The sequence below is a fragment of the Bacillus sp. HMA207 genome (genome assembly GCF_003402455.1).
Lineage (GTDB): Bacteria > Bacillota > Bacilli > Bacillales > Bacillaceae_G > Bacillus_A > Bacillus_A cereus.
Map to the genome: position 1 here is coordinate 727344 of NZ_BEZT01000001.1, position 26832 is coordinate 754175.

Below are 26832 nucleotides of genomic sequence, written 5' to 3' on the forward strand. Positions count from 1 at the left end.
TTATAATCTGACATCATACGACATAATTTTAATAGATTCATAGGATTATAGCTACATAAAAATTTAGTCTTTTCGAAAAATTAACATATTTACAAAAAGTGAATAATAGAGTAAAGACCCTTTTTTATTGTCGATTTCATTGTGTATCTACTATAATGGAGAAAAAAGTAAAAGGTGAGTAGCATGAAGAAAAAGAAACAAAGACAAATGCAAAGACAATCACAAGTGAATCAACCAAAGAAAGAAACACTTACATTAGGCGATCAATTAAATGATTCACTCATGCAACAATTAAAGAGTAAGAAGAAAGAGTTGCAAGTGAGGGAAGAGGAAAAAGAGGCAGCTGAACTGGAAAGAAAGCGCCAAGAACAAAAAGAACGTGAAAAGAATAAATCATTTGAAGAACTGCTAAGTGAAAGTAACCTTACTTGGAAAGACTTTAAATAATAAAAAAATGATCAGTGAAATACCACTGATCATTTTTTGACGAGCTTGTAAGAAAAGGGGAGTTAGAATGAGAAAAATTGTCGTTGTTCCACATGAAAACCATTGGAGTGAAAAATTTCAAATGGAGGCTAAAAGATTAAAATCAGCGATGCCAGAAACGGTAAAAATTCATCATATTGGAAGTACGTCAGTTCCCGGACTGGCAGCTAAACCTATCATTGATATGATCATGGAAGTAGAAAATATCGAAAGAGTAGATGGGTGGAATGAACGATTTATAGAGCTTGGTTACATCGTAAAAGGGGAAAATGGTATTTCAAGACGCCGATATTTTATTCATGGAACTGAAGAAAAACGCTCGTATCATTTACACGTGTTTGAAAAAGGAAATCCAGAGATAGTAAGGCATTTAGCATTTCGTGATTATATGATGGCTCATTGTGAAGAAGCAGAGGCATATGCAACCTTAAAGAAAGAATTAGCCGAAAAGTATACATATGATGGCGCGTTATATACGGAAGGAAAAAATGAGTTTGTGCGCAATGTGGATGAAAAAGCGAAAGAATGGAGAAAAAATAACGTGAATGAATGAGTTCACGCTATTTTTTAGCTATATAAAAGTGTTATGTAAACTGTACGTATGTTTTGACTTTTGGGATGAATCTTGTTGAAATAAAATTGTGGCTTATAAAAAATGTAACAATGAAAGGGAGACGACTGTGCATATTCCAACAACTACACTTCATAATGGCGTGAAAATGCCGATGATTGGTCTAGGCGTATATAAAGCGAAAGAAGGAGACGAAGTAAAGCAAGCAGTAAAAACAGCGTTAGAAGTTGGATACCGTTCGATTGATACAGCAACTGTATATGAAAATGAAAGCGGTGTCGGAGAGGCGATACGTGAATCAGGAATTCCAAGAGAAGATATATTTATTACAACAAAAGTATGGAACGACGATCAAGGATATGAGGAGACACTCGAGGCGTTTGAAAAGAGCTTGAAAAAATTACAAATGGACTATGTAGATTTATATTTAATACATTGGCCGGTAAGAGGGAAGTATGTTGATACGTACCGAGCTTTAGAGAAATTGTATGAAGAAGGTAAAGTGCGTGCGATTGGTGTTTCTAATTTTCATAAACATCATTTAGAACTATTATTACCAAATTGCAAAGTGAAGCCGATGGTAAACCAAGTGGAACTTCATCCGATGTTGACGCAATTTGAGTTGCGAAATTATTGTCAAGATGAGCAAATTCAAATGGAAGCATGGAGTCCGTTAATGAGGGGCGGAGAAGTATTCCAGCATCCAATCATTCAGGCTATTGCTAACAAATATGAAAAAACACCTGCACAAGTTATATTAAGGTGGGATATTCAAAGCGGGATTGTTACAATTCCTAAATCTGTTACACCATCTCGTATTAAAGAAAACTTTACTATTTTTGATTTTGCACTAACTGAAGAAGAGATACGTCAAATTAACACGTTGAATCGTGATTTACATGTAGGAACGAATCCTGATAAATATGATACGTTATAAAAAAGACTGTCTCCTAATACTGGAGACAGTCTTCTGTTTTATCGGTAATTCGATATTTTTAACGATGCAAAGCATATGTGTCATATTTAACAATCTTTTGAAGTTGTATATATTCTTCTTTCGTTAAAGGTAACTGTTGACTAGCTCGTATATTTTCCTGTAATTGTTGAAGAGAGCTTGCACCAGGTATAATAGCTGCAACAGTCTTATTATGTAAGCAATATTGAATAGCTGTTCCTGTTAAAGAGCGTTCTCCAATTATTTCTTTTACACTTGCTAGAGTTGCATGTAATTCATCGTAAGAATAAGAGAGATAATCCTTTTCCTTTACTCTTTCTATCTTTCTTGCATTATTGTCAGTTAAAATTCCTTTTGCAAGTGGCCCGCGGGCAATGACGCTAATTTGGTGTTCATTTAGAAGGGGGAACCATTCTTCTGGACGACGATTTAAAAGGTTATATTCCATTAGTACACTAACGATGTTTGAGCGTTTTGCATATTCACGAACGACATTTGGGCGTATAGAAGAAATACCGTAATGGCGAATAATACCTTCCTTTTTCAATTCTTCAAAAGCTTCAATTGTTTCATCTATTGGATCTTCAATTGTTCCGCCATGAAGTTGGTAAAGGTCAATATAATCAGTTTGAAGTCTACGTAAACTTTCCTTTACTTCAGTCTTTATGTAAGCTTTAGAAGGATCCCAAGACCAGCCATTTTTTTCTTCTGTCCAACGATTTCCAACCTTCGTTGTAAGTACAATTTGGTCTCTTCTTCCCTTCAAGGCTTTTCCAACAAATTCTTCATTTAATCCGTAATCATATAAATCTGCTGTATCAAAAAAATTAATTCCTAAATCGATCGCTTCATCGATAATATGCATAGCTTCTGTTTCAGATGTACCGAGAGACATACAGCCAAGGCCCATTTCTGTAACAAACAAATCTGAGTTTCCTAATTGACGTTTTTTCATAGGTCAACCTCCTTACCTTTATTGTACGAGAGGGAAAAGAGGTTGACAAACGTTTACTTTCCGCTTCGCATTAACTGCCCGTAAAAGCATGATTAATGTTTCACTTTATTTGCTGTAATCCACTCTTGTACAGTTGTATACTCTTTGCTATATTGCTTTAGCTTATGGCGAATTTGCCATGCTTTTCCGACTAAAGTGACGCGATTTGGTAAAATATAAACTTTCATTTCTATCACGCTCCTTTCAATGTGGTAAAATGTATGAGGAAAGAATAGGAAATAGAACAGGGAGATGAAGTAGTATGAGTAATCTTGCAGAGAGAACAGTAAAAACTGAGCCAATTTTTGATGGTAGAGTTATAAAAGTTCGTGTTGATGATGTAGTATTACCAAATGGAGCAATGAGTAAACGTGAAATTGTAAATCACCCTGGTGCAGTTGCTATTATTGCTATTACTGATGAGGGGAAAATTGTGCTTGTTGAGCAGTATCGTAAAGCACTTGAAAAGGCGATTATAGAAATTCCGGCTGGCAAGTTAGAACCTGGTGAAAAACCTGAGGTAACAGCAGTTCGTGAATTAGAAGAGGAAACAGGATATGTATGTGAAAATATGGAGCTCATTACTTCTTTCTATACATCTCCAGGATTCGCAGATGAAATTTTATATGTATATAAAGCGACAGGTTTGACAAGAAAAGAAAATAAAGCTGAGTTAGATGAAGATGAGTTTGTGGAATTAATGGAAGTATCGTTAGAAGAAGCGATTACTCTTATGAAAGATCTTCGTATTCATGATGCGAAGACGATGTTTGCAGTACAATATTTACAACTACAAAAATAAACACTCGCCAAAGGCGAGTGTTTTTTAATTGATTTTTGCATATACACGTGCATCACGTAAGCTACCATCTGGTGCTAGGAAATCATTTTCCATTGTCCCTTCTAGAATGAATTCTAGACGTTCTGCTAAGCTACATGCATTTATATTTGTTGCATCAGTACGAATTTCAATTCTTCTAGCGCCTAGTTTATCAAAGGCGAACTGAATTGCACCTTTAACAGCTTCGGTCATATAGCCTTGTTTTGTATAGGCACTATGTAGCCAGAAGTGAAGTGAAAACTTTGGAATATCCCAGTTTTCAGGCTTTAGTGTAATTGCTCCGATGAATGTACCAGATACTTTATCGTATAAGTGAAAATCAAGTGTTTCACGAAGTAAAAACTGTCCGTGAGCTTCGCGAACAATTTCTTCAGCACTCTCTTCTGTTTCAGCGTTAATTGGTATCCACGGTACTAAGTCTTCTAGAGAAGCTTGGATTGCTTCATATACTTCTGCACCATCACCTGGAAATGGTTTACGAACTTGCAAGCGTTCAGTTTGAAATAATGTTGGAAAATCTAATAATAATGGTTTCAAGAGAAATCCCTCCTATTCTCTACTTTTTAGTTTAGCAAAGTAGAGCGGAATTTCAATGTTAATTCGTCATACTTTTTTCTTTCTTTCATACATTTTTAATAAGAGTGTGAACGGAGGGAAGAAAAATGTGGCGAAAAAATTGGCAAGACCGTGTAATGTCTCACATACAGGAAAACTCTTCATTATATATATTTAACGCTGTTTTATTATTGATGGGAGTAATATTCGGAGCCATTCTCGTGAATAGTTTACAAATCAATCAAAAACAAGATTTATCATTTTATTTACAACGTTTTTTTGGACAAGTCTCTAAAGGAGAATTTGCCATTGCGGGCGAAATGTTTCGAGAAAGTTACTTTTCGCAATTAAAATACATCGGATTTATTTGGATTTTAGGAATTTCAATTATTGGATTACCACTTATTTTTATTTTATTATTTGTAAAAGGAGTTGTCGTTGGATTTACAGTTGGTTTTTTAGTAAGTCAGCATGGATGGAATGGACTATTATTAGCATTTGTATCTGTTTTGCCACAAAATTTAATTATCATTCCAGTCTTTCTCGTTATGACAACCATTGCTGCAAGTTTTTCTTTACGGATGATTAGGCATCAATTTATTAGAAAAATAACCGAGCCACTATTACCATTATTAATCCGTTATACATGCTTCTTTCTCGTAATTGGAGTGGTGTTAGCACTTGCTTCTAGTGTGGAGGCTTACGCATCACCAGTTTTAATGAAAGAAGTCGTTGAGGCTATTAATAAAAAATAAATACTTTTTGAGAATAATTATCAATTTGTTTTTATTGTTTTTTCTTTTGACAGAAGCCCTTCTTCTGATATAATGGTGTAAGAGTGGCGAGGAGGGAGTAGTACCGAATGGAAGAAAGAATTGAACGAATTAAGAAGCAATTACATGCAGCGAGCTACAAATTAACACCGCAACGTGAAGCAACAGTTCGTGTGCTGCTAGAAAATGAAGAAGATCATTTAAGCGCAGAAGATGTTTACCTCCTTGTAAAAGAAAAGTCGCCAGAGATCGGATTAGCAACCGTCTATCGAACTTTAGAACTATTATCTGAGTTAAAAGTTGTCGATAAGATTAACTTCGGAGACGGTGTTTCACGCTATGACTTACGCCAAGAAGGTGCGCAGCGTTTCCACCATCATTTGATTTGTACACAATGTGGTGCTGTACAAGAAATACAAGAAGATTTACTTGGTGAAGTGGAAAGGAAAGTAGAACGAGACTGGAGCTTTAAGGTGAAAGATCATCGTTTAACATTCCATGGGATTTGTAAAAATTGTCAAGAAAATGAAACGGATGAAAAATAACCTTTTCCTATTTATCTAGGAAGAGGTTTTTTATTTGAATAAGGTATAAATTGGTGAAAGCTTGGCATATGTTGTAATAACTTATATTTTGGAGGAATTTACAATGCGCCGAGCTTTAAAATTAACTTTTGATGGAATAAAAGTATTTTTATTATTTACAAGTTGTACGATTTTGTTTTATTTCGCTATACTATGGATAAATGAAGAATATGAAAGCTATCATCGTTATGAAAAACCTAAAGAAGAGACTGTAGAAAAAGTATCAGGGAATGAAGAACCGGCAAAGGATGCTTTCGTAAATAGAATGATGTTTTTCTATGAAAATGGGGAGTAGTGTAGAGTGGAAGATCAATTAAAAGATTTTATTCATTATATGGTTGTCGAAAAAGGATTAGCAAAGAATACAGTAGTATCGTATGAACGGGATTTAAAAAGCTACGTAAAGTATTTGCAAAATGTGGAACAGACGAAAACTTTTCATGAAGTGACCCGTTTACACATTGTTAACTTTTTGCAGTATTTAAAAGAGAACGGAAAATCTTCGAAAACATTGGCGCGTCATATCGCATCAATTCGTTCGTTCCACCAATTTTTACTTCGTGAACGAGCGGTAGAACACGACCCATCCGTACATATTGAAACGCCACAAGGGGAACGGAAATTACCAAAAGTATTATCAGTTGATGAAGTAGAGGCGTTACTTCAAACACCAAAAATGACAAGTGCTTTTGGTATTCGTGATAAGGCGATGCTAGAGTTACTGTATGCGACAGGACTTCGTGTTTCAGAATTGATTGCACTCAATTTAGAAGATGTACATTTAACGATGGGATTTGTTCGTTGCATAGGGAAAGGGAATAAAGAAAGAATTATTCCACTAGGAAGTTTAGCAACGGAAGCGATTCAAAAGTATATTGAAAAAGGAAGAAGAGAATTAATGGGGAAAAAAGTAGTAGATGCACTCTTTTTAAACCATCATGGTAATCGATTATCAAGACAAGGATTTTGGAAAATATTAAAACGATTAGCGAAAGAAGCAAACATTGAAAAAGAGCTTACACCTCATACGTTGCGTCATTCGTTTGCTACGCACTTATTAGAAAATGGAGCAGATTTACGTGCTGTACAAGAAATGCTTGGACATGCAGATATTTCAACGACGCAAATCTATACGCACGTTTCAAAAACTAGATTAAAAGATGTATATAAACAGTTTCATCCGAGAGCATAGTTACTATGCTCTTTTTTTCATAGATTAAGAGGGAAAGACAGTTTCACAGAAACTTCACAAACATTTCGTATATTGTTTTCAGCAGAAGACTGGAATATTACAATGTATTTCCTCTATACTAAATAAAGTATAAAGGAGGAAATGATGATGAAAAAACTGATTATAACTTTATTTATCGCGATGCTAGCGTTGACTGGCTGTAATACAAACAAAGAAGAACCGAAAAAAGAACAGAAACTTGAAGCTGTAAAAGTAGCAGTCCAAACAAATCCGAAAGAAATTAAACCAGGTGAAAAAACAGAAGTACAAGCACTTGTTACACAAGGGAAAGAAAAAGTAACGGATGCCGATGATGTAAAGTTTGAAATTTGGAAAGATGGCGACGAAAAGCACGAGATGTTAGATGGTAAGCATAAAGGAAAAGGTGTTTATGCAGTAGAGAAAACATTCGAAACGGATGGAGTATACCATATTATCGCTCACACAAATGCACGTGAAATGCACGTTATGCCAGAAGTGAAAGTTGCTGTAGGAAATGCGAAAGTAGAAGATGCGAAAAAAGAAAATAGTGATCACAGTGCAGGACATGGAGATCATAAAAGTGACACAATGATCCATCTTATGGCTGGAGACATAAAGGCAAATGCTGAATCTACAATGAAAGTTCATTTAAAACAAAAAGAAGAAGCCCTAACTGGTGCTGAAGTACAACTAGAGATTTGGAAAGATGGTGTTGAAAAACACGAATTTATTCCAGCGAAAGAAGGGAATAAAGGAGAGTATGAAACGAAACATACTTTCAAAGAGAACGGTGCTTACAAAGTGAAAGTACATGTAAGAAAAGGCGAATTGCATGAACATAAAGAGGAAACAATAGAAGTAAAATAAAAAGTAGCTCTTTAGAGCTACTTTTTATTTTTTATGAAGAAATAAATCATAAAAAAATTAGCACTTCGTTGCAGAATGGATTACAATAGAAGTGTGAAGAAAATGAGAAATTCTACGAAAATGTATTAAAAAGAAAGCGTAAACATGTTATGATATCAGTATCAGATGTCTGACATCTGACTTAGAAAAAACTAGAAATGTTTTTGAATCGTTTCAAGTAAACGAAATAGGTTAGAAAATGATTTAAAGAAGTACTGTTTGACAATGAGAATTCTTTTGGATAACAGTTTCACTTTATAGCGTTTTGAACATACTACAAGAAGTAGAACTGAACTTATAGGAGGTCGCAGTTATGAATAAATATAAACGTATATTCCTAGTCGTAATGGACTCTGTGGGAATCGGTGAAGCACCAGATGCTGAGCAATTTGGTGATTTAGGATCTGACACAATTGGTCACATTGCTGAACATATGAATGGGTTACAAATGCCTAACATGGTGAAATTAGGTCTTGGTAACATTCGAGAAATGAAAGGTATCTCTAAAGTAGAGAAACCACTTGGATATTACACAAAAATGCAAGAGAAATCTACTGGTAAAGATACAATGACAGGTCACTGGGAAATCATGGGCCTTTACATTGATACACCATTCCAAGTGTTCCCGGAAGGATTCCCGAAAGAATTACTTGATGAATTAGAAGAAAAAACAGGCCGTAAAATTATCGGTAATAAGCCAGCTTCTGGAACTGAGATTCTTGATGAACTTGGTCAAGAGCAAATGGAAACAGGTTCTTTAATCGTTTATACTTCTGCTGATAGCGTATTGCAAATTGCAGCACACGAAGAAGTAGTGCCACTTGATGAGTTATATAAAATCTGTAAAATTGCACGTGAATTAACATTAGATGAGAAATACATGGTAGGTCGTGTTATTGCTCGTCCATTCGTTGGTGAACCTGGAAACTTTACACGTACACCAAATCGTCATGACTATGCATTAAAACCATTCGGCCGTACAGTAATGAACGAATTAAAAGATAGTGACTACGATGTAATTGCTATCGGTAAAATCTCTGATATTTATGATGGCGAAGGGGTAACGGAATCACTTCGTACGAAGTCTAACATGGATGGAATGGATAAGCTTGTAGATACATTAAATATGGACTTTACAGGTCTTAGCTTCTTAAACTTAGTTGACTTTGATGCATTATTCGGCCACCGCCGTGATCCACAAGGATACGGAGAAGCTCTGCAAGAATATGATGCACGTCTTCCAGAAGTATTCGCAAAACTAAAAGAAGATGATCTATTATTAATTACAGCAGACCACGGTAATGATCCAATTCACCCTGGTACTGACCATACACGTGAATATGTACCATTATTAGCATATAGCCCAAGCATGAAAGAAGGCGGACAAGAGTTACCACTTCGTCAAACATTTGCTGATATTGGTGCAACAGTAGCAGAAAACTTCGGTGTGAAAATGCCAGAATACGGAACAAGCTTCTTAAATGAGCTAAAGAAATAGGGGGATAAACAAATGAATCGTGAACTTATTACAAAATCAGCTTCATACTTAAAAGAGAAATTTCAAGAGACACCACAAGTAGGACTAATCCTTGGATCAGGACTAGGTGTATTAGCAGACGAAATTGAGAACGCAGTAACAGTACCGTACAGTGAAATCCCTGAATTCCCAGTATCAACTGTAGAAGGCCATGCAGGTCAACTAGTATTTGGTACACTTCAAGGTGTAACAGTAGTAGCAATGCAAGGACGTTTCCACTTCTATGAAGGATACGACATGCAAAAAGTAACATTCCCAGTTCGTGTTATGAAAGAACTAGGTGTAGAAACAGTAGTTGTAACAAACGCAGCTGGTGGTGTAAATACATCATTTGAGCCAGGCGATCTTATGTTAATTTCAGACCACATTAACTTCATGGGTACGAATCCATTAATCGGACCGAATGATTCTGAAATGGGCGTACGTTTCCCTGATATGTCTACATCATATACAGTAGAACTTCGCGAAATGGCGAAACAAGTTGCAGCAGACTTAAATATTAAAGTACAAGAAGGTGTATACGTGGGAATGACAGGTCCTGTATATGAAACACCTGCTGAAATTCGTATGCTTCGTACACTTGGCGGAGATGCAGTTGGTATGTCAACAGTACCTGAAGTAATTGTAGCGCGTCATGCTGGTATGAAAGTATTAGGTATTTCTTGTATTTCAAATATGGCAGCTGGTATTTTAGATCAACCACTTCATCACGATGAAGTAATTGAAACGACAGAACGTGTTAAAGCTAACTTCTTAGCATTAGTAAAAGCAATCGTAAAACAAATGAAGGGGTGACTTCACAATGAGAATGGTGGACCTAATTGCAAAAAAACGTGACGGACATGCATTAACGACAGAAGAAATTAACTTTATTGTTGAAGGATATACGAATGGTGATATTCCTGATTATCAAGTAAGTTCACTTGCAATGGCAATTTTCTTCCAAGATATGAACGATCAAGAGCGTGCTGATTTAACGATGGCAATGGTAAATAGCGGTGATACAATCGACTTATCGGCTATTGAAGGTGTAAAAGTAGATAAGCATTCAACAGGTGGTGTTGGTGATACAACGACACTTGTATTAGGTCCATTAGTAGCTGCTTTAGATGTACCAGTAGCGAAAATGTCTGGACGCGGTTTAGGACATACTGGTGGTACAATAGATAAATTAGAAGCAGTCCCAGGATTCCATGTGGAAATTGAAAACGATGAATTCATGCGTCTTGTAAATGAAAACAAAATCGCTGTTATCGGCCAAAGTGGTAACTTAACACCTGCTGATAAAAAGCTATATGCACTTCGTGATGTAACAGCAACAGTAAACTCAATTCCGCTTATTGCAAGTTCGATTATGAGTAAAAAAATTGCTGCTGGTGCAGATGCAATTGTTCTTGATGTAAAAACTGGAGCAGGTGCATTTATGAAAACGGATGAAGATGCAAAACGTTTAGCAGAAGCAATGGTACGTATCGGTAATAACGTTGGTCGTAATACGATGGCAGTTATTTCTGATATGAGTCAACCACTCGGTGAAGCTATCGGTAACGCATTAGAAGTTCAAGAAGCAATTGATACATTACAAGGTAAAGGGCCGAAAGATTTAGAAGAGCTATGTTTAACACTTGGAAGTCAAATGGTGTACCTTGCTGGACAAGCTTCATCTTTAGAAGATGCACGTGAAAAGCTAATTGAAGTAATGAACAACGGAAAAGCGCTAGAATCATTTAAAACGTTCTTATCAGCGCAAGGCGGTGACGCATCTGTTGTTGATGACCCTTCTAAATTGCCACAAGCACAATTTAAAATTGAAGTGGAAGCGAAAGAAGACGGATATGTATCAGAAATCGTTGCAGACGAAATCGGAACAGCAGCAATGCTTTTAGGAGCAGGACGTGCAACGAAAGAGTCTGAAATTGATTTAGCAGTTGGTCTAATGCTGCGCAAAAAAGTAGGCGATAGCGTGAAGCAAGGTGAATCTCTCGTTACAATTTACGCAAACCGCGAAAATGTTGAAGATGTAAAAGCGAAAATTTATGAGAACATGAAGATCTCTAAAGAACACGTAGATGCACCAACTTTAGTACACGGTATCGTAACGAAGTAATAAAAAAAGCTGAGGAGGTTTCTCCTTGGCTTTTTTTACTATTTTTTGTTTATAATAATAATGGGTGAAATTATGATTAGAATTTGTGCAGTAACAAAAACAGATGAAGTATTATATGATGTTTCTCTAGAAGAAACAAAGAAAGACCATATTGTATGGTATTGGCTAGATTTATATAAGCCAACGAAAGAAGAGTATACATATATTCTGCAAGACCATTTTAAGTTCCATCCCCTTGCAATTGAAGACTGTATAGAATACGTACAGAGGCCAAAAGTTGATTTTTATGATGGATATAACTTTTTAGTTCTTCATGCATTTGGGGAAGATGGACTAGAACCGCACGAAATCGATTTATTTATTAGTGATCGTTATATTGTTTCTTTCCACTTTTCTCATAACAATGCAATCGAAAGAGTATGGAAAACACTTGGAGAAAAGAAGCGTATTAAAAATAGTCCTTTACACGTAGCTCATACAATTATTGACCAAATTGTAGATGACTATTTTGCGCCTGTATATTACATTGAGGATCATTTAAATGCAATTGATGATAATTTAACCGGGGAGACAGCAGGAAGCGTATTAGAAGAGGTATTTGATATACGTGCAGATTTATCAAAGCTAAGGCGTACAATCATTCCAATGCGTGATTTATTATATCGTATTTTAAATTCGACTCGTTTTTATGGTATAAGCGATCATGAAATTTACTTTAAAGATATACATGATCATTTGCTTAAACTAACAGAAATGATTGAGGCAAGTCGGGAGTTAACAGCAGATATTCGGGATAGTTATTTTTCATTAAACTCACATCATATGAATAACATTATGAAAACATTAACTGTATTCTCGACTATTTTCATGCCATTAACATTTATTGCGGGAGTATATGGAATGAACTTTACGCATATGCCAGAGCTTGGTGGACAATATAGTTATTTTATTTGTCTACTTATCATGGCACTAATTGGCGGCGGAATGATGGCCTGGTTTTATAAAAAAGGATGGTTTAAGTAAAAAAACACCGAGGATTTCCTCGGTGTTTTTTTAACCAATAGCATGTAATACAAACATAGCTAAGAATAAGCATGTAATGATATACATAGATGGTGCGACTTCTTTACGCTTTCCAAGAGCAACTTTTAAGATAGGGTAAGCGATAAATCCGAACGCAATGCCATCAGCGATACTATATGTGAGCGGGATCATAACGATAATTAAGAATGCTGGAAATCCTTCTGAAAAGTCATTCAGAGGAATTTGTTGGATGCTTGTAATCATCAGCCCGCCAATAATAATTAAGATTGGTGCAATGGCACTATCAGGAATTAATTTGACAAATGGAAGAGCAAACAGTGATGCAAAGAATAGCAACCCAGTAACGATAGACGTCAGACCTGTCTTTCCGCCTGCAGTAATACCTGCGGCACTTTCTACTGTTGATACGGTAGGGCTTGTGCCAAATAGACCACATGTCATTGCTGAAATTGCATTGGCTTGGTAAGCACGTGGGAATTTACGGTCATCTTCTAATAAACCGTGCAGAAGTCCCATGTTCTCAAAAATAAGCACCATGCTTAAGGAGAATGTTGCAATCCAAAACGGTAAGGAAGAAAGTTTCCCAAATGACATAGCTCCAAACACATCACCGTAATTAGCGAATGAGAATGAACTATTTCCCACTTGACTCGTATCCACAAGACCAAATAACCATGCGATACCAGTTCCTATTGCAATCGTCCATAAAAAGTTTCCACGTACGTTACGAATAAATAATACAAGTGCAATGATAAGAGTAAGTAATGTCGCAAGAACGACAGAATTACTTAATTTCCCCATTGCCACAGCAGTATTTGGGTTCGAAACGACTAAACCACCTTTTTGCAATCCGATAAACGCTAAAAATAATCCGATGCCGACAGTAATCGCTTCCTTTAATGACTTTGGAATTGATACTGATAGCACGCGAGCGATTGGTGTAAAAGCGGCAATTGCAAAAATAATACCAGAGATAAAGACAGCAGCCAATGCTTCTTGCCAAGTTAGTCCAAGCGTATGCACAGCTGTGTACGTGAAGAATGCATTTACACCCATACCTGGGACAAGAATAGCAGGTGCATTTGCCCAAAATGCCATGAGTAGACATCCGACAAATGAACTAAAAACAGTTGCTAAAATTCCAGCTTCAAGAGGAATGCCAGCATCTGATAAGATTGACGCATTTACAATCATAATATATACGATTGTGAAAAATGACGTAACTCCAGCTAAAACTTCTTGTTTTGGTGATGTTTCGTGTAAACCTAATTTAAATGTTCTTTCAAGTATTCCTTTCATGTTAAACCTTCTTTTTCATATCCCTCTCCCACCCGTGATATCTCTTTTGTAAGAGCTCACCGTTCTTTATTATATCAGAACATCATGTTTTTACAACAAGTAAAATGATAACGTTTACTTGTAAAGAGAATTCGTTATAAATACGTAAAAATAGCCCGTATGGATGAAATGATTTCTAATTCACCCGATTGAATAGGCGGGGCTGCTTGTGCATGTAAAGTAGCATAAGACGTAACCTCCCTTGGTAATTGGGCAGATTCTTCAACGAATGAGAGGGGAACAGGATTAATATTTAAATTATATGTACTCGCAATAGCACGAGCTTTTTCTACTGCTTGGTGCAGAGCTTGAATGAGAGCTTGCTCATAATATTTATTTGGATGAGATACTCGGAAACGTAAACCTTTTGCTACATTTGCACCATTTGAAACGGCTATATCATATACTTCCCCAGCTTTTTGTACATTTAAAACGGTAATTTCATACAAATGCTCCACGCGGTATCCTTGTAGCAATGCTTTATCATTTACATATTCGTATTGAGGAGTGATCGTATAAGAAATCGTTTCTATATCTTTATCGGCAATACCAAGCTGTTTAAGTGCATCCAGCAATTGTTTGGATTGCACTGCGTTTTCTTCTTGAGCCTGTTTTACATTTTTATCATCTGTTCGAATGCCAAGCGTTAATATAACAACATTCGGTTTTGCTTTAACGACGCCTTCCCCTTGTACAGTAATAGTAGCTTCTTTACCAGTATTAGCTGTGCGTACGTTGTGTAAATAAGGATTCATTCCACCCTGCATTTTCCATCACCATCCTTTTTATATGTATATGTGTGAACAAAAAAGAAATTTATATGAAAAAAGTTACATAAATGAGAATGTTGAGGAAAGAAAGCATATACAACATAGGTATTTATAGATTATAATATGTGTAAATATGATAAAAAAGGGACGAGGCTATTGAACGAAAAAAGAGAAACACTGATTTTAGATTTATCTGCATCATTTCGAAAAATGATACGTTTATTACAAAATGATATTAATACACGTTTTGCAGAACATATGCCATATAATGAATTTTCTGTATTACGTGCGTTATTTTTAAAGAGTCCACAGATGGCTTCGCAAATTGCGAGTGAAGTAAACGTAACCTCCAGTCATATTACAGCTGTTACAGATCGTCTCGTACGAAAAGGATTAGTAGAAAGAAAACGTTCTAATTCAGATCGTCGAATCGTGTACTTAGAAATTACAGAGCACGGAAGAGAAGTAACTGAAAAACTTGAAGCTGTGCGTAAAGAATATTATAAAGAGAGATTTAAAGGTTGGAGCGACCAAGAAATAGAAATGGTCTTAGAACTATTTGGCCGCGTATTATAATAAATGAGGATAGGAAGCGAAAGCATTCCTATCCTTTTTCTTTTGAATAAAAATATTTTGAAACTCCGATACTTTAATTAAAAGATCGGAGGAAAGATTATGAAATATATTGCTGCACTTACCATTTTATTTGGTGGTTTTTTCTGTTTTCAAACATTCACGTACGCAAATACGCCTATCCAAGTGGTGCGAAAAGAAGTGAAGTACATTGAAAATGATAATACAGTCTTATATTCGAAATTATGGGTTCGTTCTATGCAAAACGCAGTATTATTCCACCATAGCGATAATATTCGTAATCAGGACACATTACGTAATGTAACAAGTTCATCGCTTGTTAAAGCGAAGCAACTATCTTTTCAGAAAGCAGCACTCTATATACCGAGACTATCGCAATACGTATCAAAAATAGGAAAAGAAAATATTCAAGTGTACTACATTGCGATTCACTATAATGTAAAAAAAGAAAATGCATATCAATTAGATGGCATGAACTATTTTCTACAAGTATTCGTAAAAGAGCGTGGGGAATGGAAAATTGCTGAAAGTGTAGTTGCACCGACAGAGCAAATTGTGCAAAATGGTGATGGATTTGGGATGAAAGAAGAGATGGTGTATGGGGATAGGAGAGAGAATGTGAAATAACCTCCTTTAAAAGGAGGTTATTTCACACGCCAAGAAAATTTGAATTTTAATAAGCGAGATAATAGTAGGTAGACTATCGTACTGGTCCCTATAAAACCAATATAATAATTTACGATAGAATGACTTCCTCCCGCTGCCATTCCTCCAAACATTCCAATAAAGATTACACAACATATCATACATAGTGTTTTGAGTTTTGGATATAATAGGAAGTTTCCGTTTTGTTCATTAGGTGATCTTGTATATAAGTACATTCCTAAAGGTAATAAAATAAGTATATTTGCGATTGGACCAATAAGTTTTGTTGCTGAAGGAATGTACGTAAAATTAGGTTCATTATGACGTACGCCTTGTTGATCAGTATAAGCACGTTGAGGATCGTAATTAAAATTAATATTGAATCCGCGAACAGGCGCTAAAATACTCACTTTTTCTATTACTGAACCGTAACGATCTACATTTTCCTCCGTATAGACGGGATGATTGGAAATAAGTCCAACCGTATGAATAGAAATAGTCCCGGCAATTAGAGTCGGCAAAATAAAAGGGAATCCAAGTATAGCAACACTGAAAAATCCTTGTGAAATCATATTACCAGCAATTGTTCCTATGCATAATGCAAGTGTATATATAGCAATTAAGATAATAACCATGTATAAGAAGTAAGTATGAAATGGTGAAAATATTTGATACTTATTATGAAAGGTTGTCTTTTTCATAATAGCAAAAAGTCCCCAATTTAGTATAACGATAGCTACAATATTACACACACCAAAAAGCCATTTCGTTATGAAGAGATGTGTTCGTTTAAATGGCATAGACCATAAAATGTCACTTGATTGATTTTGACGTTCCCATCCAATAAGAATACAGGCTAATATAATAAGGAGTCCTCCTTGAACCATAATAGCATCGGGAAGTGAAAGTTGATAATTATATCGGTATATATATTTCCATTCATTATGTTTATGAAAATATTTTAATTGCTCGGCAGCTGCTAAATAGTATTTATATGATAGTACATAAAAACTTACTAACCAAAATAGCCAAACAATATATTTACTTTGTTTGTAGGTATGCACCCATAATGCTTTTTGAAACATAGGATCTCTCCTTTAAAAAACTTTATAGTTTGTAAGACGTGATAATATAAAATAAGTGACGATTCCAAATAAAAAGAATCCAACATAGTAACTAAATAATAAATCAAAACGTTTTAACATTTGCCCACCTATTAATGCAAAATAAAAGGTAGTACCCCACATCCAGAGTGAGTTGTATTTTGGAAAAAGGAAAATTTTCTTATTATGTTCATTAGGTGATCGTGCATAAAGAAACATACCAATTAGTAAGCTGGAAATAGTATAGAAGATAGGAACAAGTATTACTTTTGCAGAGTAGTAACTATGAAAAGTGGGTCCCCTTTGTATTACTTTTCCATGATCTTCATCTGATTGGACAGTAGGGTGGTAATTATAACTAATTGAAAAGTCTAATATAGCGCTTGAAATGTTGGTCTTTTTATTGAATTTATAAATGTTTTCGAAATTCGTATAACTTTTATTCCCCTGTATTGCCTCAGCGTGAGCTGTAAAGAAAAGGAGTAAGAGTGAAAAGATTCCCATTCCCATTATGCAAAAAGTAATGCTGAAGATGCTTTGTGAAATAATACTGCCAGTAAATGTACCTATACATAAAGAGACAGTATAGATAGCGATATATGTGAAAATTGCGTACAGGAAATATCGATGAAATGGTTCGAAAGATTGATATTCAAAGTGAATCGTAGATTTATAAATAAAATACATAAGACCCCAATTGATTAGAAATGATAGTAAAATGAAAAATCCACCGAAAACCCATTTCGATAAGAACATATCACGTCTTTTAAATGGAAATGTCATAAGTGAATCTCCATTTTGATTACTTCGCTCCCAGCCAATTAATATACAGGATAGGATAATTGTAATAATACCTAACCAAAAGCTATTAGAAGAATAAAAAGAATAATGATAGTAGAACTTTTCTTCACCTATTTTTTCTGGATGGAGAAAGAGAGACTGTTGAGTTTCTGCTGCTTGATAGTATTCGAAAGATAAAAAATAAAGTGAACTGAAGAGAAAAAGTAACGCAGCATATTTCCCACGCTTCCAATTCCACATCCACAACGCTTTATGAAACATACCCATCCTCCTCCAGTGTCGTAACGAAGACATCTTCAAGTGACATTGTTAATTCTTCAATAAGTATAGGTTGCTCTTTGTAAAACTTCTCCAGTGTTGTAGCCACATTTCCTTCGATTAAGATTGTATATACTTTTCCTGTTTGATTTAATATTTTAATATTGCTTAAGTTTTCTAGTTTTTGAGGTAGTGAACGTTCATAAGCAACTTGTATTTTAACAAATCGTGATTTTGCATCGTCTAGTGATGTAATAGACGAGATAGTACGGCCTTTTAATATAATAATTGTATCTGCAATTTGTTCTACTTCATCTAAATGGTGAGTGGAGATGAAAATGGTAATCTCTTTTTCTGCAACTTCTCCAACGAGAAACTGTAAAATTTTCCTTTTCACGATAGGATCAAGTCCATTTGTCGGTTCATCTAAAATGATATATTCTGCCTTTGTAGAAACGGCTAAAATGATGGCGAGCAGTGCTTTCATTCCTTTTGAATAACTACGAATTCGTTTATTTGGTAAGTTGAAATGTTCTAGTAGTTCATAGAAATATGGTTCATCAAATGCTGTATAAACTGATTTATAAAACTTCACGATTTCTTTTACTGTATAACCGTTCAGCATGTTAGTAGAATCCGGAACATATACGATTTTTTGTTTCGTTTCAGGATTTTTATGGATGTCGATATCCTCATATGTAACAGTTCCCTCGTCTGGGTCTAAAATACCGACCATCGTTCGCAATAAAGTTGTTTTTCCCGCGCCATTTCTTCCGAGTAATCCGATGATACTCCCTCTTTGCAATGTGAAAGAAACATCGTCTAAAATTGTTTGATTATCAATTGTTTTCTTCAAGCTTGTCACTTTCAACATCCGTATTCCCTCCAATCTCTTTATAGTATGAATCTATCCAATCATGAATTTTATCTTTCGTAATACCAAGATAAGAGGCTTCTAATAGTAATTGATGAAATTGCTTTTCAACCATAGCGATTTTCCTTTCGTCTAATGTTGGGGTAATCGATTGGGATACAAATGTTCCTTTTCCTCGTAACGTTTCAATAATTCCTTGTCGCTCTAACTCTTGATACGCTTTACTCACTGTATTTGGATTTATAACGAGTAAAGAAGCGAGTTCGCGTACAGAAGGAAGTTTATCACTTGGAGCCAACATGTTTTTCAATACGAGTTCTTTTATATTTTGAACAATTTGTTCCCATATCGGAGTGTTGCTTCTTGGATCAAGTTGAATATGCAAGAGCAATGTCTCCTTCCTCATATGTATTAAGTGTACTACTGTGTGTAATACACTTAATACAATATAGGGGACGAATGTATTTGTCAACTGAAAATGTTAGAAAAATTTGGTATTAAAAAAAGGTGAATTGGAAAAAATAGGTCTGATATAGAATGGAGGGTTAGTCATGAAGCGAGTTTTTGGAATACTTGTTTGTTTCATGTTATTGCTTTCTGGAACTTCAGTGAGTTTCGCACAATCTGAGAAAACGAAGCAGGAGAAAACAGAAGAAACAACGCCGAAGTTAGCGGAACAAGCGTCGTCAGCAATCGTAATTGAGCAAGATACAGGTAAAGTTTTATTTGATAAAAACCCAAATGAAAAATTACCACCTGCTAGTATGACAAAGATTATGACAATGCTTTTAATTATGGAACAAGTTGAAAAAGGAAAATTAAAGCTGACCGACAAAGTTAGAGCGAGCGAACATGCAGCTTCAATGGGTGGATCGCAAATCTTTTTAGAACCTGGGGAAGAGATGACTGTAAATGAGATGTTAAAGGGTATTGCAATTGCATCTGGAAATGACGCATCTGTTGCAGTAGCCGAGCATATCGCAGGTTCAGAAGAAGGATTTGTAAATATGATGAACAAAAAGGCGAAAGATCTAGGGCTGAAAAATACACATTTTCAAAACCCAACAGGTCTTCCGGCCAAAGACCATTATTCGACAGCAAATGATATGGCTATAATGGCGAGAGAATTGATGAAGTATCCACTTATTCGTAAATATACAGGTAAGTACGAAGATTATTTACGTGAAGATACGGATAAAAAGTTTTGGCTCGTTAATACGAATAAGCTAGTACGTTTTTATCCTGGCGTAGATGGAGTAAAAACAGGTTTTACGACAGAAGCGAAATATTGTTTAACAGCATCGGCTGAAAAAAATGGCATGCGTGTCATTTCAGTTGTCATGGGAGCACCAACATCAAAAGAACGGAACAACCAAGTGACGAAGCTTCTTGACTATGCATTTGGTCAATATATGACAAAGAAATTGTATACGCGCGGCGAAAAAATTAAGACAGTTCAAGTAGGGAAAGGGAAAAAAGAAAAAGTAGATTTAGTTGCATCAGATAATGTTTCTCTTCTTATGAAGAAGGGCGAGAATATGGACAAGGTAAAACAAGAAGTAATTGCTGAAAAGAAAGTAAAAGCACCGATTAAAAAAGGTGACGCGCTTGGTACACTTGTTATTAAAAAAGATAAAGATGTTTTATTAAAACAAACAATTGTAGCAAAAGAAGATGTTGCTGCAGCGAGCTGGTGGGAGTTATTTAAAAGAAGTTTTGGGATGTTTTCAACATCAAAATAGCGGCAAATATTTTGCCGCTTTTCTATTCGTATGTAAGTGAATAATGCTGAAAGGTTTCACTTTATGACGAAATAGTTCTTCTTTTGTCAGCAGGAAGGATTCTTATTTTGTATCACGAAAATCTTTATGTATGTGAATAAGTAAAGTTTGAGCATAAGGAGGAAATCGTGTGAGTCTTTCCATGCAATTAGAAGTAAAACGTGACGTCCTATGTGTGAGACTAGAGGGTGAATTAGATCATCATACGGCTGAAGAGTTGCGAACGAAAGTAACAGATATGATTGAGACACATGGTGTTCATCATATTGTTTTGAGCCTAGAGAACTTATCTTTTATGGATAGTTCTGGTCTAGGTGTTATATTAGGCCGATATAAACACGTAAAGGGATTAGGTGGAGAAATGGTTGTTTGTGCAATTTCACCGCCTGTTAAGCGTTTATTTGAAATGTCGGGCTTATTCAAAATCGTTCGCTTAGAAGAAAGTGAAGCGCACGCGCTCGCGACGTTGGGGGTGGCATAGATGAGAAATGAAATGAACCTTCAATTTTCAGCATTAAGTCAAAATGAATCGTTCGCTCGCGTTACTGTGGCGGCTTTCATTGCACAACTAGATCCAACGATGGAAGAATTAACGGAGATTAAAACAGTTGTGTCAGAAGCGGTTACAAATGCAATTATTCATGGATACGAAGGAAATGCAGAAGGTATTGTTTATATTTCTGTAATTTTGGAAGAAGCAATGGTGAAACTCACGATTCGAGATGAAGGGATTGGAATCTTTAACTTAGATGAAGCGAGACAACCCCTTTTTACAACTAAACCTGAATTAGAGCGTTCCGGAATGGGATTTACTATCATGGAAAATTTTATGGATGAAGTAGAAGTTATTTCAAACGAATCTTTCGGGACAACAATCCATTTGACAAAATACTTATCAAATAGTAACGCTCTATGCAATTAAGGAGAATAGCCTATGGACATAGAGGTCAAAAATGAGAAGAAGAAACCTCAGTTAAAGGACCACGAGCTAAAAGCGTTAATTCAAAAAAGTCAAGATGGAGATCAACAAGCGAGAGATACAATCGTTCAAAGTAATATGCGCCTCGTTTGGTCGGTTGTACAGCGGTTTCTTAATCGAGGATACGAACCAGACGACCTATTTCAAATTGGATGTATTGGGCTCTTGAAATCGGTAGATAAATTTGATTTATCTTTCGACGTGAAATTTTCAACATATGCAGTTCCAATGATTATTGGTGAAATACAACGTTTCTTACGTGATGATGGATCAGTGAAAGTTAGTAGGTCTTTAAAAGAAACAGGAAACAAAATTCGAAAGATGAGAGATGAGCTTTCGAAAGAATTCGGAAGGGCTCCAACGATTAATGAAGTGGCAGAGGCACTAGAACTAACGCCAGAGGAAGTTGTTCTAGCACAAGAAGCGAGCCGGGCCCCTTCATCTATACATGAAACTGTATATGAAAACGATGGAGATCCAATCACTATTTTAGATCAAATTGCAGATCAATCTGAAACGAAATGGTTCGATAAAATTGCTTTAAAAGAAGCGATTAGAGAACTAGATGAACGAGAGCGCTTAATTGTATACTTGCGTTACTATAAAGATCAAACACAGTCAGAAGTAGCCGAGCGCATAGGCATTTCGCAAGTACAAGTTTCAAGACTTGAAAAGAAAATATTAAAACAGATGAAAGATCGAATAGACGAATAATTGTCTATTCGATTTTTTTATGCCGTTAATAGGAGAGAGATGTTAATTTTCGCAAAAATTAACAGAATTTATTGATAATTTAGTAAATTTAAAATATAATCCAAGTATGAACTTGTCATAAAGGGGGAAGGAAACATGGAAACGAGGCAACAGTGGGGAACGAGAGCTGGATTTATTTTCGCAGCGGTCGGATCTGCCGTTGGATTAGGAAACATATGGCGTTTTCCTTATACAGCGTATGAAAATGGAGGAGGAGCATTCTTTTTACCGTATTTATTTGCATTATTAACGACTGGTATTTCATTGTTAGCGTTTGAGTTTGCCCTTGGTCATCGTCATCGTGGCTCAGCACCACTTACATTTTTCCGTATTAGCCCGCGTGCAGAATTTATTGGATGGTGGCAAATGTGCGTAACATTTATTGTTTCAACATATTATGCAGTGATTATTGCTTGGTCTATATCGTATACATACTTTGCAATTACTGGAGCATGGGGAAAAGACACGCAATCATTTTTATTTAAAGAGTACTTACATGTTGCAGATAAGCCAGGACAATTTGGAGGACTTGTACCAGAAGTATTAATTCCGTTAGCTCTCGTTTGGATTATTGTGCTTGGCGTTGCATTTAAAGGAGTTAAAAAAGGAATCGAAGTTGTTAACCGTATATTTATTCCTTTATTAGTTGTTATGTTCCTTATTATCGTTGTTCGTGCAGTGACGATGGAAGGTGCTATGCAAGGACTAGATGCATTCTTTAAACCAGATTGGAGTCGTATTTTTGATGGGAAAGTATGGCTTGCTGCTTACGGTCAAATATTCTTTAGTTTATCTTTAGCATTTGGAATTATGATTACGTATTCTAGTTATTTACCGAAAAACTCGGATACAACAAATAATGCCTTTATTACTGGATTTGCAAACTCAGGATTTGAATTATTAGCAGGTATTGGGGTCTTTGCAGCTCTTGGATTTATGGCAAATAATATGGGAGTACCGGTTGATAAAGTAGCAAGTGCTGGCGTTGGGCTTGCGTTCGTAGTATTTCCCCAAATTATTAATGAATTGCCGATGTCACCGTTGTTTGGTGTTTTATTTTTCTTATCGTTAACGGTTGCTGGAATTACATCACTTATTTCACTCGCGGAAGTATGTTTTGCCGCTGTATCTGAAAAATTCAGTTTAAGTCGGGAAAAAACCATTGGAATTATGGGAACCCTTCTCGTGTTAGTTTCTCTTGTATTTGCAACACGTGGTGGGCTTATGTTCTTAGATGTTGTCGACTATTTCGCTAATAATTTCGGATTAATTACAATTGCACTTGCGGAAGTAGTGACGATAGGGCTCATTTTACGTCGTTTACCAGTTTATCAAAATCATGCAAACTTTGTATCTGATATTAAATTAGGAACGTTTTGGAGAGTGAGTTTACTCGTTATTACTCCGCTTATGTTAGGGTATATGCTAATTGATGGTACAATCCAAAATATTAAAAAGAATTATGGAGATTATCCGACTGAGTTTGTTGTAACGTATGGTTGGTCGATAGCAGCAGCCTTCCTTATCGTTGCGCTAATTATTAGTCTAAAGAAATGGAATGCACAAATACATTCGGATTCTGCCAAGCTTGAAAAAGAATGGAAAGATCGAGGTGTTTCATAATGAGTGGATCAGCAATTATGATGATGGTTATTGGAATAGTAGTCATTTGGGGAGGGCTTGCATTAAGTATTGCAAACTTATTTAAGAAAAAGGCATAAGTAAAAAACATCTGTACCGAAATGGTGCAGATGTTTTTTTATGAAAAAATTGTATTAGAAAAAAATTCAATAACCATACTACAACTACGAGGAAGAGTGAAGGGGTGAATGAAAGTTGGAACAAACGATTTATATTAAAATGCGCAATCGTTTAAAAGTTTCTCCTACTTATGAAGTAAAGCTGGGCGATGTTGCTCAACTTGCCGGAGATTCTTCCGTAGTTGAGTTGTTACAAAATGAGATAGTTTACAAAATAACAGCGCATGATAAGACGCATGTTGTAATTGATGTTATGAAAGTAATTGAGATTATTCAACAGAAAGCATCTCATCTACAAATTAATTTACTCGGTTCTGGACAAACTCTTGTTGAAATTATATACGAAAAAAAGAAGACACACCCAATTTTTTTCGGGCTTGTATGGCTGTTACTTTTCATTGGAGCGGCCCTTGCGATCATTTATTTCCATGAAGATGTAAGTATGCAACAAGTACATCAACGGTTATATTACATGATTACTGGAGAATTTAATGCGCAACCACTTTTATTTCAAATTCCTTATTCTTTAGGTCTTGGCTTAGGGATGGTTTTATTCTTTAATCATGTATTTCAAAAGCGAATTAATGAAGAGCCGAGTCCGCTAGAAGTTGAGATGTTTCAATACCAACAGTCACTTGATCAGTATGTAATCGTTAATGAAAACAAGGATAATATGAAACAACTTACCGATGATTGAGTCTGGATTTGTTATTTTAATTGGTTTAGCTGGAGGGATTGCGGTAGGTAGCGGATATGTCGCATTTTTAGCTGTACTTGGTATAATCCCCCGTTTAGCCCAATTAACGAGAAGTGGAAAGCATATTCAATATTTTGAGTGGGCAGTCATTGCAGGTACTTTAACAGGGGCTTGGTGCAGTTTGAAAAACATTACATTTCAAACGTCGCAATATTGGCTCGTTATATTAGGGATATTTTGTGGCACGTTCATTGGAATGCTTGCTGCGGCATTAACAGAGGTGTTAAATGTTCTGCCTATTTTAGCGAAACGAGTAGGGGTAGAGGGGAAGATTATTGTTTTACTCGTTGCCCTTGTACTTGGGAAAGTAATAGGATCGTTGTTTCACTGGATTTATTTCGTAAAGTAGGAGGCAGTATATAAATGACAAGTCAGAAATTGAAGGATGATTACATAAATAAAGTGAAGGAGTATCATCCAAAGCCAAACTATTTACTAAATTGTATCAAAGCATTTCTTGTAGGTGGACTCATTTGCACAGTTGGAGAAGTATTGATGAAATTTTATATACATTATTTTCACTTCAGTGAACAAGAGGCAGGAAACCCAACTGTTGCAACCCTTGTTTTATTATCCGCGATTTTAACAGGGTGTGGTGTATATGATAAAATCGGTCAATTTGCTGGAGCAGGATCAGCGGTACCGGTAACGGGATTTGCAAATTCTATGGCGAGCGCTGCCTTAGAACATAAGAGCGAAGGGGTTGTTCTAGGGATTGCTACAAATATGTTTAAACTGGCAGGAAGTGTGATTGTATTTGGGGTTGTTGGTGCATATATCATTGGGTTAATAAGGTATACCTTTAAAATTTTTATGTCTTAAAGGAGGGGCTAGTATGAGGTTGACCGGAAAACAAACGTGGGTATTTCAAAATGATATATATGTGAATGCAACGGGTACTGCTGTCGGTCCGAAAGAAGCTGAGGGCCCTCTTGGGAAAAAATTTGATATTTCATATGATGACTTGCATTGTGGAGAAGAAAATTGGGAGCTCGCCGAACGAAGATTAATGTCAGACTCAATTCAACAAGCAGTGCAAAAAGGGAATATAAAAACATCGCAAATTGATTTCTTTTTAGCGGGAGATTTATTAAATCAAACAGTGACAGCAAATTATGTTGCGCGTAAGTGGGGCATTCCTTTTTTAGGAATGTTTAGCGCTTGTGCAACGTCTATGGAGACTTTAGCAGTTGGCTCAGCTTTTATAGACGGTGGATTTGCAAATCGTGTCTTAGCTACAGTAAGCAGTCATAATGCAACGGCTGAAAGACAATTTCGTTATCCAACAGAGTACGGTGGGCAAAAACCAGGGACAGCAAATTCAACTGTGACTGGTGCAGGATCTATATTAATTAGCAATGAAAAAAGTGCAATTAAAATTACGTCAGCTACTATCGGAAAAGTGCAAGATTTAGGAATTACAAATCCTTTGGATATGGGGGCAGCGATGGCTCCAGCAGCAGCTCATACAATTCAACAACATTTTGAAGATTTAAGAAGAAGTGCCGATGATTATGATTTGATTGTTACGGGTGATTTATCAGCTGTTGGGACGCCGATTGCGAAACAACTTTTACTTGAGGAAGGTTATGATCTTGGGCATATATACAATGATTGTGGATTGATGATTTATGAATCAAGTCAAGAAGAAGTGTTTGCAGGTGGTAGTGGTTGCGCTTGTTCAGCAGTTGTTACGTATGGCCATTTATTACACGAGATGCAAAAAGGGAATTTACAACGAATTTTTGTCGTTGCGACTGGTGCATTATTAAGCCCGATGATGATGCAACAGAAGGAAACGATTCCAACAATTGCACATGGTGTCGTATTTGAGAGAGTTAAAGGAGAGTGAA

At 35.9% G+C, this 26832-nt stretch carries 34 protein-coding genes; 25 read left to right on the forward strand and 9 right to left on the reverse strand.

Annotated elements, in window-relative coordinates:
• The first annotated feature begins 183 nt into the window (after positions 1-183).
• The 3 genes from HMAS_RS04005 to HMAS_RS04015 all read left to right on the forward strand — a co-directional run bounded on the left by HMAS_RS04005 (position 184) and on the right by HMAS_RS04015 (position 1994).
• Positions 184-447 carry a YqkE family protein gene (locus tag HMAS_RS04005; RefSeq protein WP_000727561.1) on the forward strand — a complete coding sequence of 88 codons (264 nt, stop codon included), beginning with the start codon at positions 184-186 and terminating at the stop codon, positions 445-447.
• A 67-nt stretch (positions 448-514) separates the two neighbouring features.
• Positions 515-1039, forward strand: coding sequence for a GrpB family protein (locus HMAS_RS04010; RefSeq protein WP_001227186.1), 525 nt, complete (start codon positions 515-517; stop codon positions 1037-1039).
• Positions 1040-1166: 127 nt separating this feature from the next.
• Positions 1167-1994 (forward strand): aldo/keto reductase, encoded by an 828-nt coding sequence (locus tag HMAS_RS04015; protein WP_000547992.1) that lies wholly within the window; start codon positions 1167-1169, stop codon positions 1992-1994.
• A 58-nt stretch (positions 1995-2052) separates the two neighbouring features.
• Here HMAS_RS04015 and HMAS_RS04020 read toward each other — a convergent pair whose 3' ends face one another.
• Complete coding sequence (locus HMAS_RS04020) at positions 2053-2967, reverse strand: aldo/keto reductase (protein ID WP_044307304.1); 915 nt, start codon at positions 2965-2967, stop codon at positions 2053-2055.
• A gap of 92 nt (positions 2968-3059) precedes the next feature.
• Positions 3060-3194 carry a Z-ring formation inhibitor MciZ gene (gene mciZ / locus HMAS_RS04025; RefSeq protein ID WP_000870302.1) on the reverse strand — a complete coding sequence of 45 codons (135 nt, stop codon included), beginning with the start codon at positions 3192-3194 and terminating at the stop codon, positions 3060-3062.
• A 74-nt stretch (positions 3195-3268) separates the two neighbouring features.
• Between mciZ and HMAS_RS04030 the strand changes: the two genes are divergently transcribed.
• Positions 3269-3808 (forward strand): NUDIX hydrolase, encoded by a 540-nt coding sequence (locus HMAS_RS04030; RefSeq protein WP_000067042.1) that lies wholly within the window; start codon positions 3269-3271, stop codon positions 3806-3808.
• Positions 3809-3832: 24 nt separating this feature from the next.
• On the opposite strand, the gene HMAS_RS04035 is transcribed toward HMAS_RS04030, so the two are convergent.
• Positions 3833-4384 (reverse strand): GNAT family N-acetyltransferase, encoded by a 552-nt coding sequence (locus HMAS_RS04035; protein ID WP_000803479.1) that lies wholly within the window; start codon positions 4382-4384, stop codon positions 3833-3835.
• 155 nt (positions 4385-4539) lie between these two features.
• Between HMAS_RS04035 and spoIIM the strand changes: the two genes are divergently transcribed.
• The 9 genes from spoIIM (at position 4540) to corA (ending at position 12545) form a co-directional block, all read left to right on the forward strand.
• Positions 4540-5157 carry a stage II sporulation protein M gene (gene spoIIM, locus HMAS_RS04040; protein WP_013142149.1) on the forward strand — a complete coding sequence of 206 codons (618 nt, stop codon included), beginning with the start codon at positions 4540-4542 and terminating at the stop codon, positions 5155-5157.
• Between the two features lie 107 nt (positions 5158-5264).
• Positions 5265-5720 carry a Fur family transcriptional regulator gene (locus HMAS_RS04045; protein WP_000392657.1) on the forward strand — a complete coding sequence of 152 codons (456 nt, stop codon included), beginning with the start codon at positions 5265-5267 and terminating at the stop codon, positions 5718-5720.
• A 103-nt stretch (positions 5721-5823) separates the two neighbouring features.
• Positions 5824-6054, forward strand: coding sequence for a YqzK family protein (locus HMAS_RS04050; protein ID WP_001250432.1), 231 nt, complete (start codon positions 5824-5826; stop codon positions 6052-6054).
• A gap of 6 nt (positions 6055-6060) precedes the next feature.
• The gene (gene xerD, locus HMAS_RS04055) at positions 6061-6951 is read left to right on the forward strand and encodes a site-specific tyrosine recombinase XerD (protein WP_000390088.1); all 891 of its coding nucleotides are present in this window, start codon (positions 6061-6063) and stop codon (positions 6949-6951) included.
• 147 nt (positions 6952-7098) lie between these two features.
• The gene (locus HMAS_RS04060) at positions 7099-7839 is read left to right on the forward strand and encodes a FixH family protein (RefSeq protein WP_000733461.1); all 741 of its coding nucleotides are present in this window, start codon (positions 7099-7101) and stop codon (positions 7837-7839) included.
• Positions 7840-8191: 352 nt separating this feature from the next.
• Positions 8192-9376, forward strand: coding sequence for a phosphopentomutase (gene deoB, locus HMAS_RS04065; protein ID WP_001046079.1), 1185 nt, complete (start codon positions 8192-8194; stop codon positions 9374-9376).
• 12 nt (positions 9377-9388) lie between these two features.
• Positions 9389-10210, forward strand: a complete 822-nt coding sequence (locus HMAS_RS04070; protein WP_001078446.1) for a purine-nucleoside phosphorylase — start codon at positions 9389-9391, stop codon at positions 10208-10210.
• Positions 10211-10217: 7 nt separating this feature from the next.
• Entirely contained in the window at positions 10218-11522 is a 1305-nt protein-coding gene (locus HMAS_RS04075) for a pyrimidine-nucleoside phosphorylase (RefSeq protein WP_001243069.1), read from the forward strand.
• 60 nt (positions 11523-11582) lie between these two features.
• Positions 11583-12545, forward strand: coding sequence for a magnesium/cobalt transporter CorA (corA, locus tag HMAS_RS04080; protein ID WP_002000765.1), 963 nt, complete (start codon positions 11583-11585; stop codon positions 12543-12545).
• 30 nt (positions 12546-12575) lie between these two features.
• Here corA and HMAS_RS04085 read toward each other — a convergent pair whose 3' ends face one another.
• Positions 12576-13865 (reverse strand): NCS2 family permease, encoded by a 1290-nt coding sequence (locus HMAS_RS04085; RefSeq protein ID WP_116344704.1) that lies wholly within the window; start codon positions 13863-13865, stop codon positions 12576-12578.
• Between the two features lie 134 nt (positions 13866-13999).
• The gene (locus tag HMAS_RS04090; protein ID WP_001161448.1) at positions 14000-14671 is read right to left on the reverse strand and encodes an SIMPL domain-containing protein; all 672 of its coding nucleotides are present in this window, start codon (positions 14669-14671) and stop codon (positions 14000-14002) included.
• A 159-nt stretch (positions 14672-14830) separates the two neighbouring features.
• On the opposite strand from HMAS_RS04090, the gene HMAS_RS04095 reads away from it, so the two are divergent.
• On the forward strand, positions 14831-15250 hold the full coding sequence (locus HMAS_RS04095) for a MarR family winged helix-turn-helix transcriptional regulator (RefSeq protein WP_001003305.1): 420 nt from the start codon (positions 14831-14833) through the stop codon (positions 15248-15250).
• Between the two features lie 99 nt (positions 15251-15349).
• Entirely contained in the window at positions 15350-15895 is a 546-nt protein-coding gene (locus HMAS_RS04100) for a hypothetical protein (protein ID WP_025709110.1), read from the forward strand.
• 17 nt (positions 15896-15912) lie between these two features.
• Here HMAS_RS04100 and HMAS_RS04105 read toward each other — a convergent pair whose 3' ends face one another.
• Genes HMAS_RS04105 through HMAS_RS04120 form a run of 4 tightly spaced genes read right to left on the reverse strand, consistent with a single transcriptional unit; the run spans position 15913 to position 19334 of the window.
• Positions 15913-16998 carry an acetoin ABC transporter permease gene (locus HMAS_RS04105; protein WP_088867905.1) on the reverse strand — a complete coding sequence of 362 codons (1086 nt, stop codon included), beginning with the start codon at positions 16996-16998 and terminating at the stop codon, positions 15913-15915.
• 12 nt (positions 16999-17010) lie between these two features.
• Entirely contained in the window at positions 17011-18078 is a 1068-nt protein-coding gene (locus HMAS_RS04110) for an ABC transporter permease (protein WP_116344705.1), read from the reverse strand.
• On the reverse strand, positions 18068-18949 hold the full coding sequence (locus HMAS_RS04115; protein ID WP_088867903.1) for an ABC transporter ATP-binding protein: 882 nt from the start codon (positions 18947-18949) through the stop codon (positions 18068-18070). The genes HMAS_RS04110 and HMAS_RS04115 overlap by 11 nt, the downstream gene beginning before the upstream one ends.
• Entirely contained in the window at positions 18915-19334 is a 420-nt protein-coding gene (locus tag HMAS_RS04120; protein ID WP_000548027.1) for a GntR family transcriptional regulator, read from the reverse strand. The genes HMAS_RS04115 and HMAS_RS04120 overlap by 35 nt, the downstream gene beginning before the upstream one ends.
• Positions 19335-19500: 166 nt before the next feature.
• Here HMAS_RS04120 and dacF point away from each other — a divergent pair, with 166 nt between their 5' ends.
• The 10 genes from dacF to spoVAD all read left to right on the forward strand — a co-directional run bounded on the left by dacF (position 19501) and on the right by spoVAD (position 26831).
• Entirely contained in the window at positions 19501-20691 is a 1191-nt protein-coding gene (gene dacF, locus HMAS_RS04130; RefSeq protein WP_000831998.1) for a serine-type D-Ala-D-Ala carboxypeptidase DacF, read from the forward strand.
• Positions 20692-20860: 169 nt separating this feature from the next.
• Positions 20861-21211, forward strand: a complete 351-nt coding sequence (spoIIAA, locus tag HMAS_RS04135) for an anti-sigma F factor antagonist (protein WP_000059135.1) — start codon at positions 20861-20863, stop codon at positions 21209-21211.
• Positions 21212-21652, forward strand: a complete 441-nt coding sequence (gene spoIIAB, locus HMAS_RS04140) for an anti-sigma F factor (protein ID WP_001243398.1) — start codon at positions 21212-21214, stop codon at positions 21650-21652. It abuts the gene before it with no gap.
• A gap of 12 nt (positions 21653-21664) precedes the next feature.
• Positions 21665-22423, forward strand: a complete 759-nt coding sequence (gene sigF, locus HMAS_RS04145) for an RNA polymerase sporulation sigma factor SigF (RefSeq protein WP_000350729.1) — start codon at positions 21665-21667, stop codon at positions 22421-22423.
• A 135-nt stretch (positions 22424-22558) separates the two neighbouring features.
• Positions 22559-24085: a sodium-dependent transporter gene (locus HMAS_RS04150; RefSeq protein ID WP_000450089.1), complete on the forward strand. Its 1527-nt coding sequence runs from the start codon at positions 22559-22561 to the stop codon at positions 24083-24085.
• Positions 24085-24183, forward strand: a complete 99-nt coding sequence (locus HMAS_RS04155; RefSeq protein WP_000016826.1) for a methionine/alanine import family NSS transporter small subunit — start codon at positions 24085-24087, stop codon at positions 24181-24183. The genes HMAS_RS04150 and HMAS_RS04155 overlap by 1 nt, the downstream gene beginning before the upstream one ends.
• A gap of 115 nt (positions 24184-24298) precedes the next feature.
• Positions 24299-24919 carry a stage V sporulation protein AA gene (locus HMAS_RS04160; protein ID WP_000438366.1) on the forward strand — a complete coding sequence of 207 codons (621 nt, stop codon included), beginning with the start codon at positions 24299-24301 and terminating at the stop codon, positions 24917-24919.
• Positions 24912-25328 carry a stage V sporulation protein SpoVAB gene (gene spoVAB, locus HMAS_RS04165; protein ID WP_000572936.1) on the forward strand — a complete coding sequence of 139 codons (417 nt, stop codon included), beginning with the start codon at positions 24912-24914 and terminating at the stop codon, positions 25326-25328. The genes HMAS_RS04160 and spoVAB overlap by 8 nt, the downstream gene beginning before the upstream one ends.
• Before the next feature lie 14 nt (positions 25329-25342).
• Entirely contained in the window at positions 25343-25801 is a 459-nt protein-coding gene (spoVAC, locus tag HMAS_RS04170) for a stage V sporulation protein AC (RefSeq protein WP_000203810.1), read from the forward strand.
• A 13-nt stretch (positions 25802-25814) separates the two neighbouring features.
• Positions 25815-26831 (forward strand): stage V sporulation protein AD, encoded by a 1017-nt coding sequence (spoVAD, locus tag HMAS_RS04175; RefSeq protein ID WP_001241163.1) that lies wholly within the window; start codon positions 25815-25817, stop codon positions 26829-26831.
• The last annotated feature ends 1 nt before the right edge of the window (position 26832 follow it).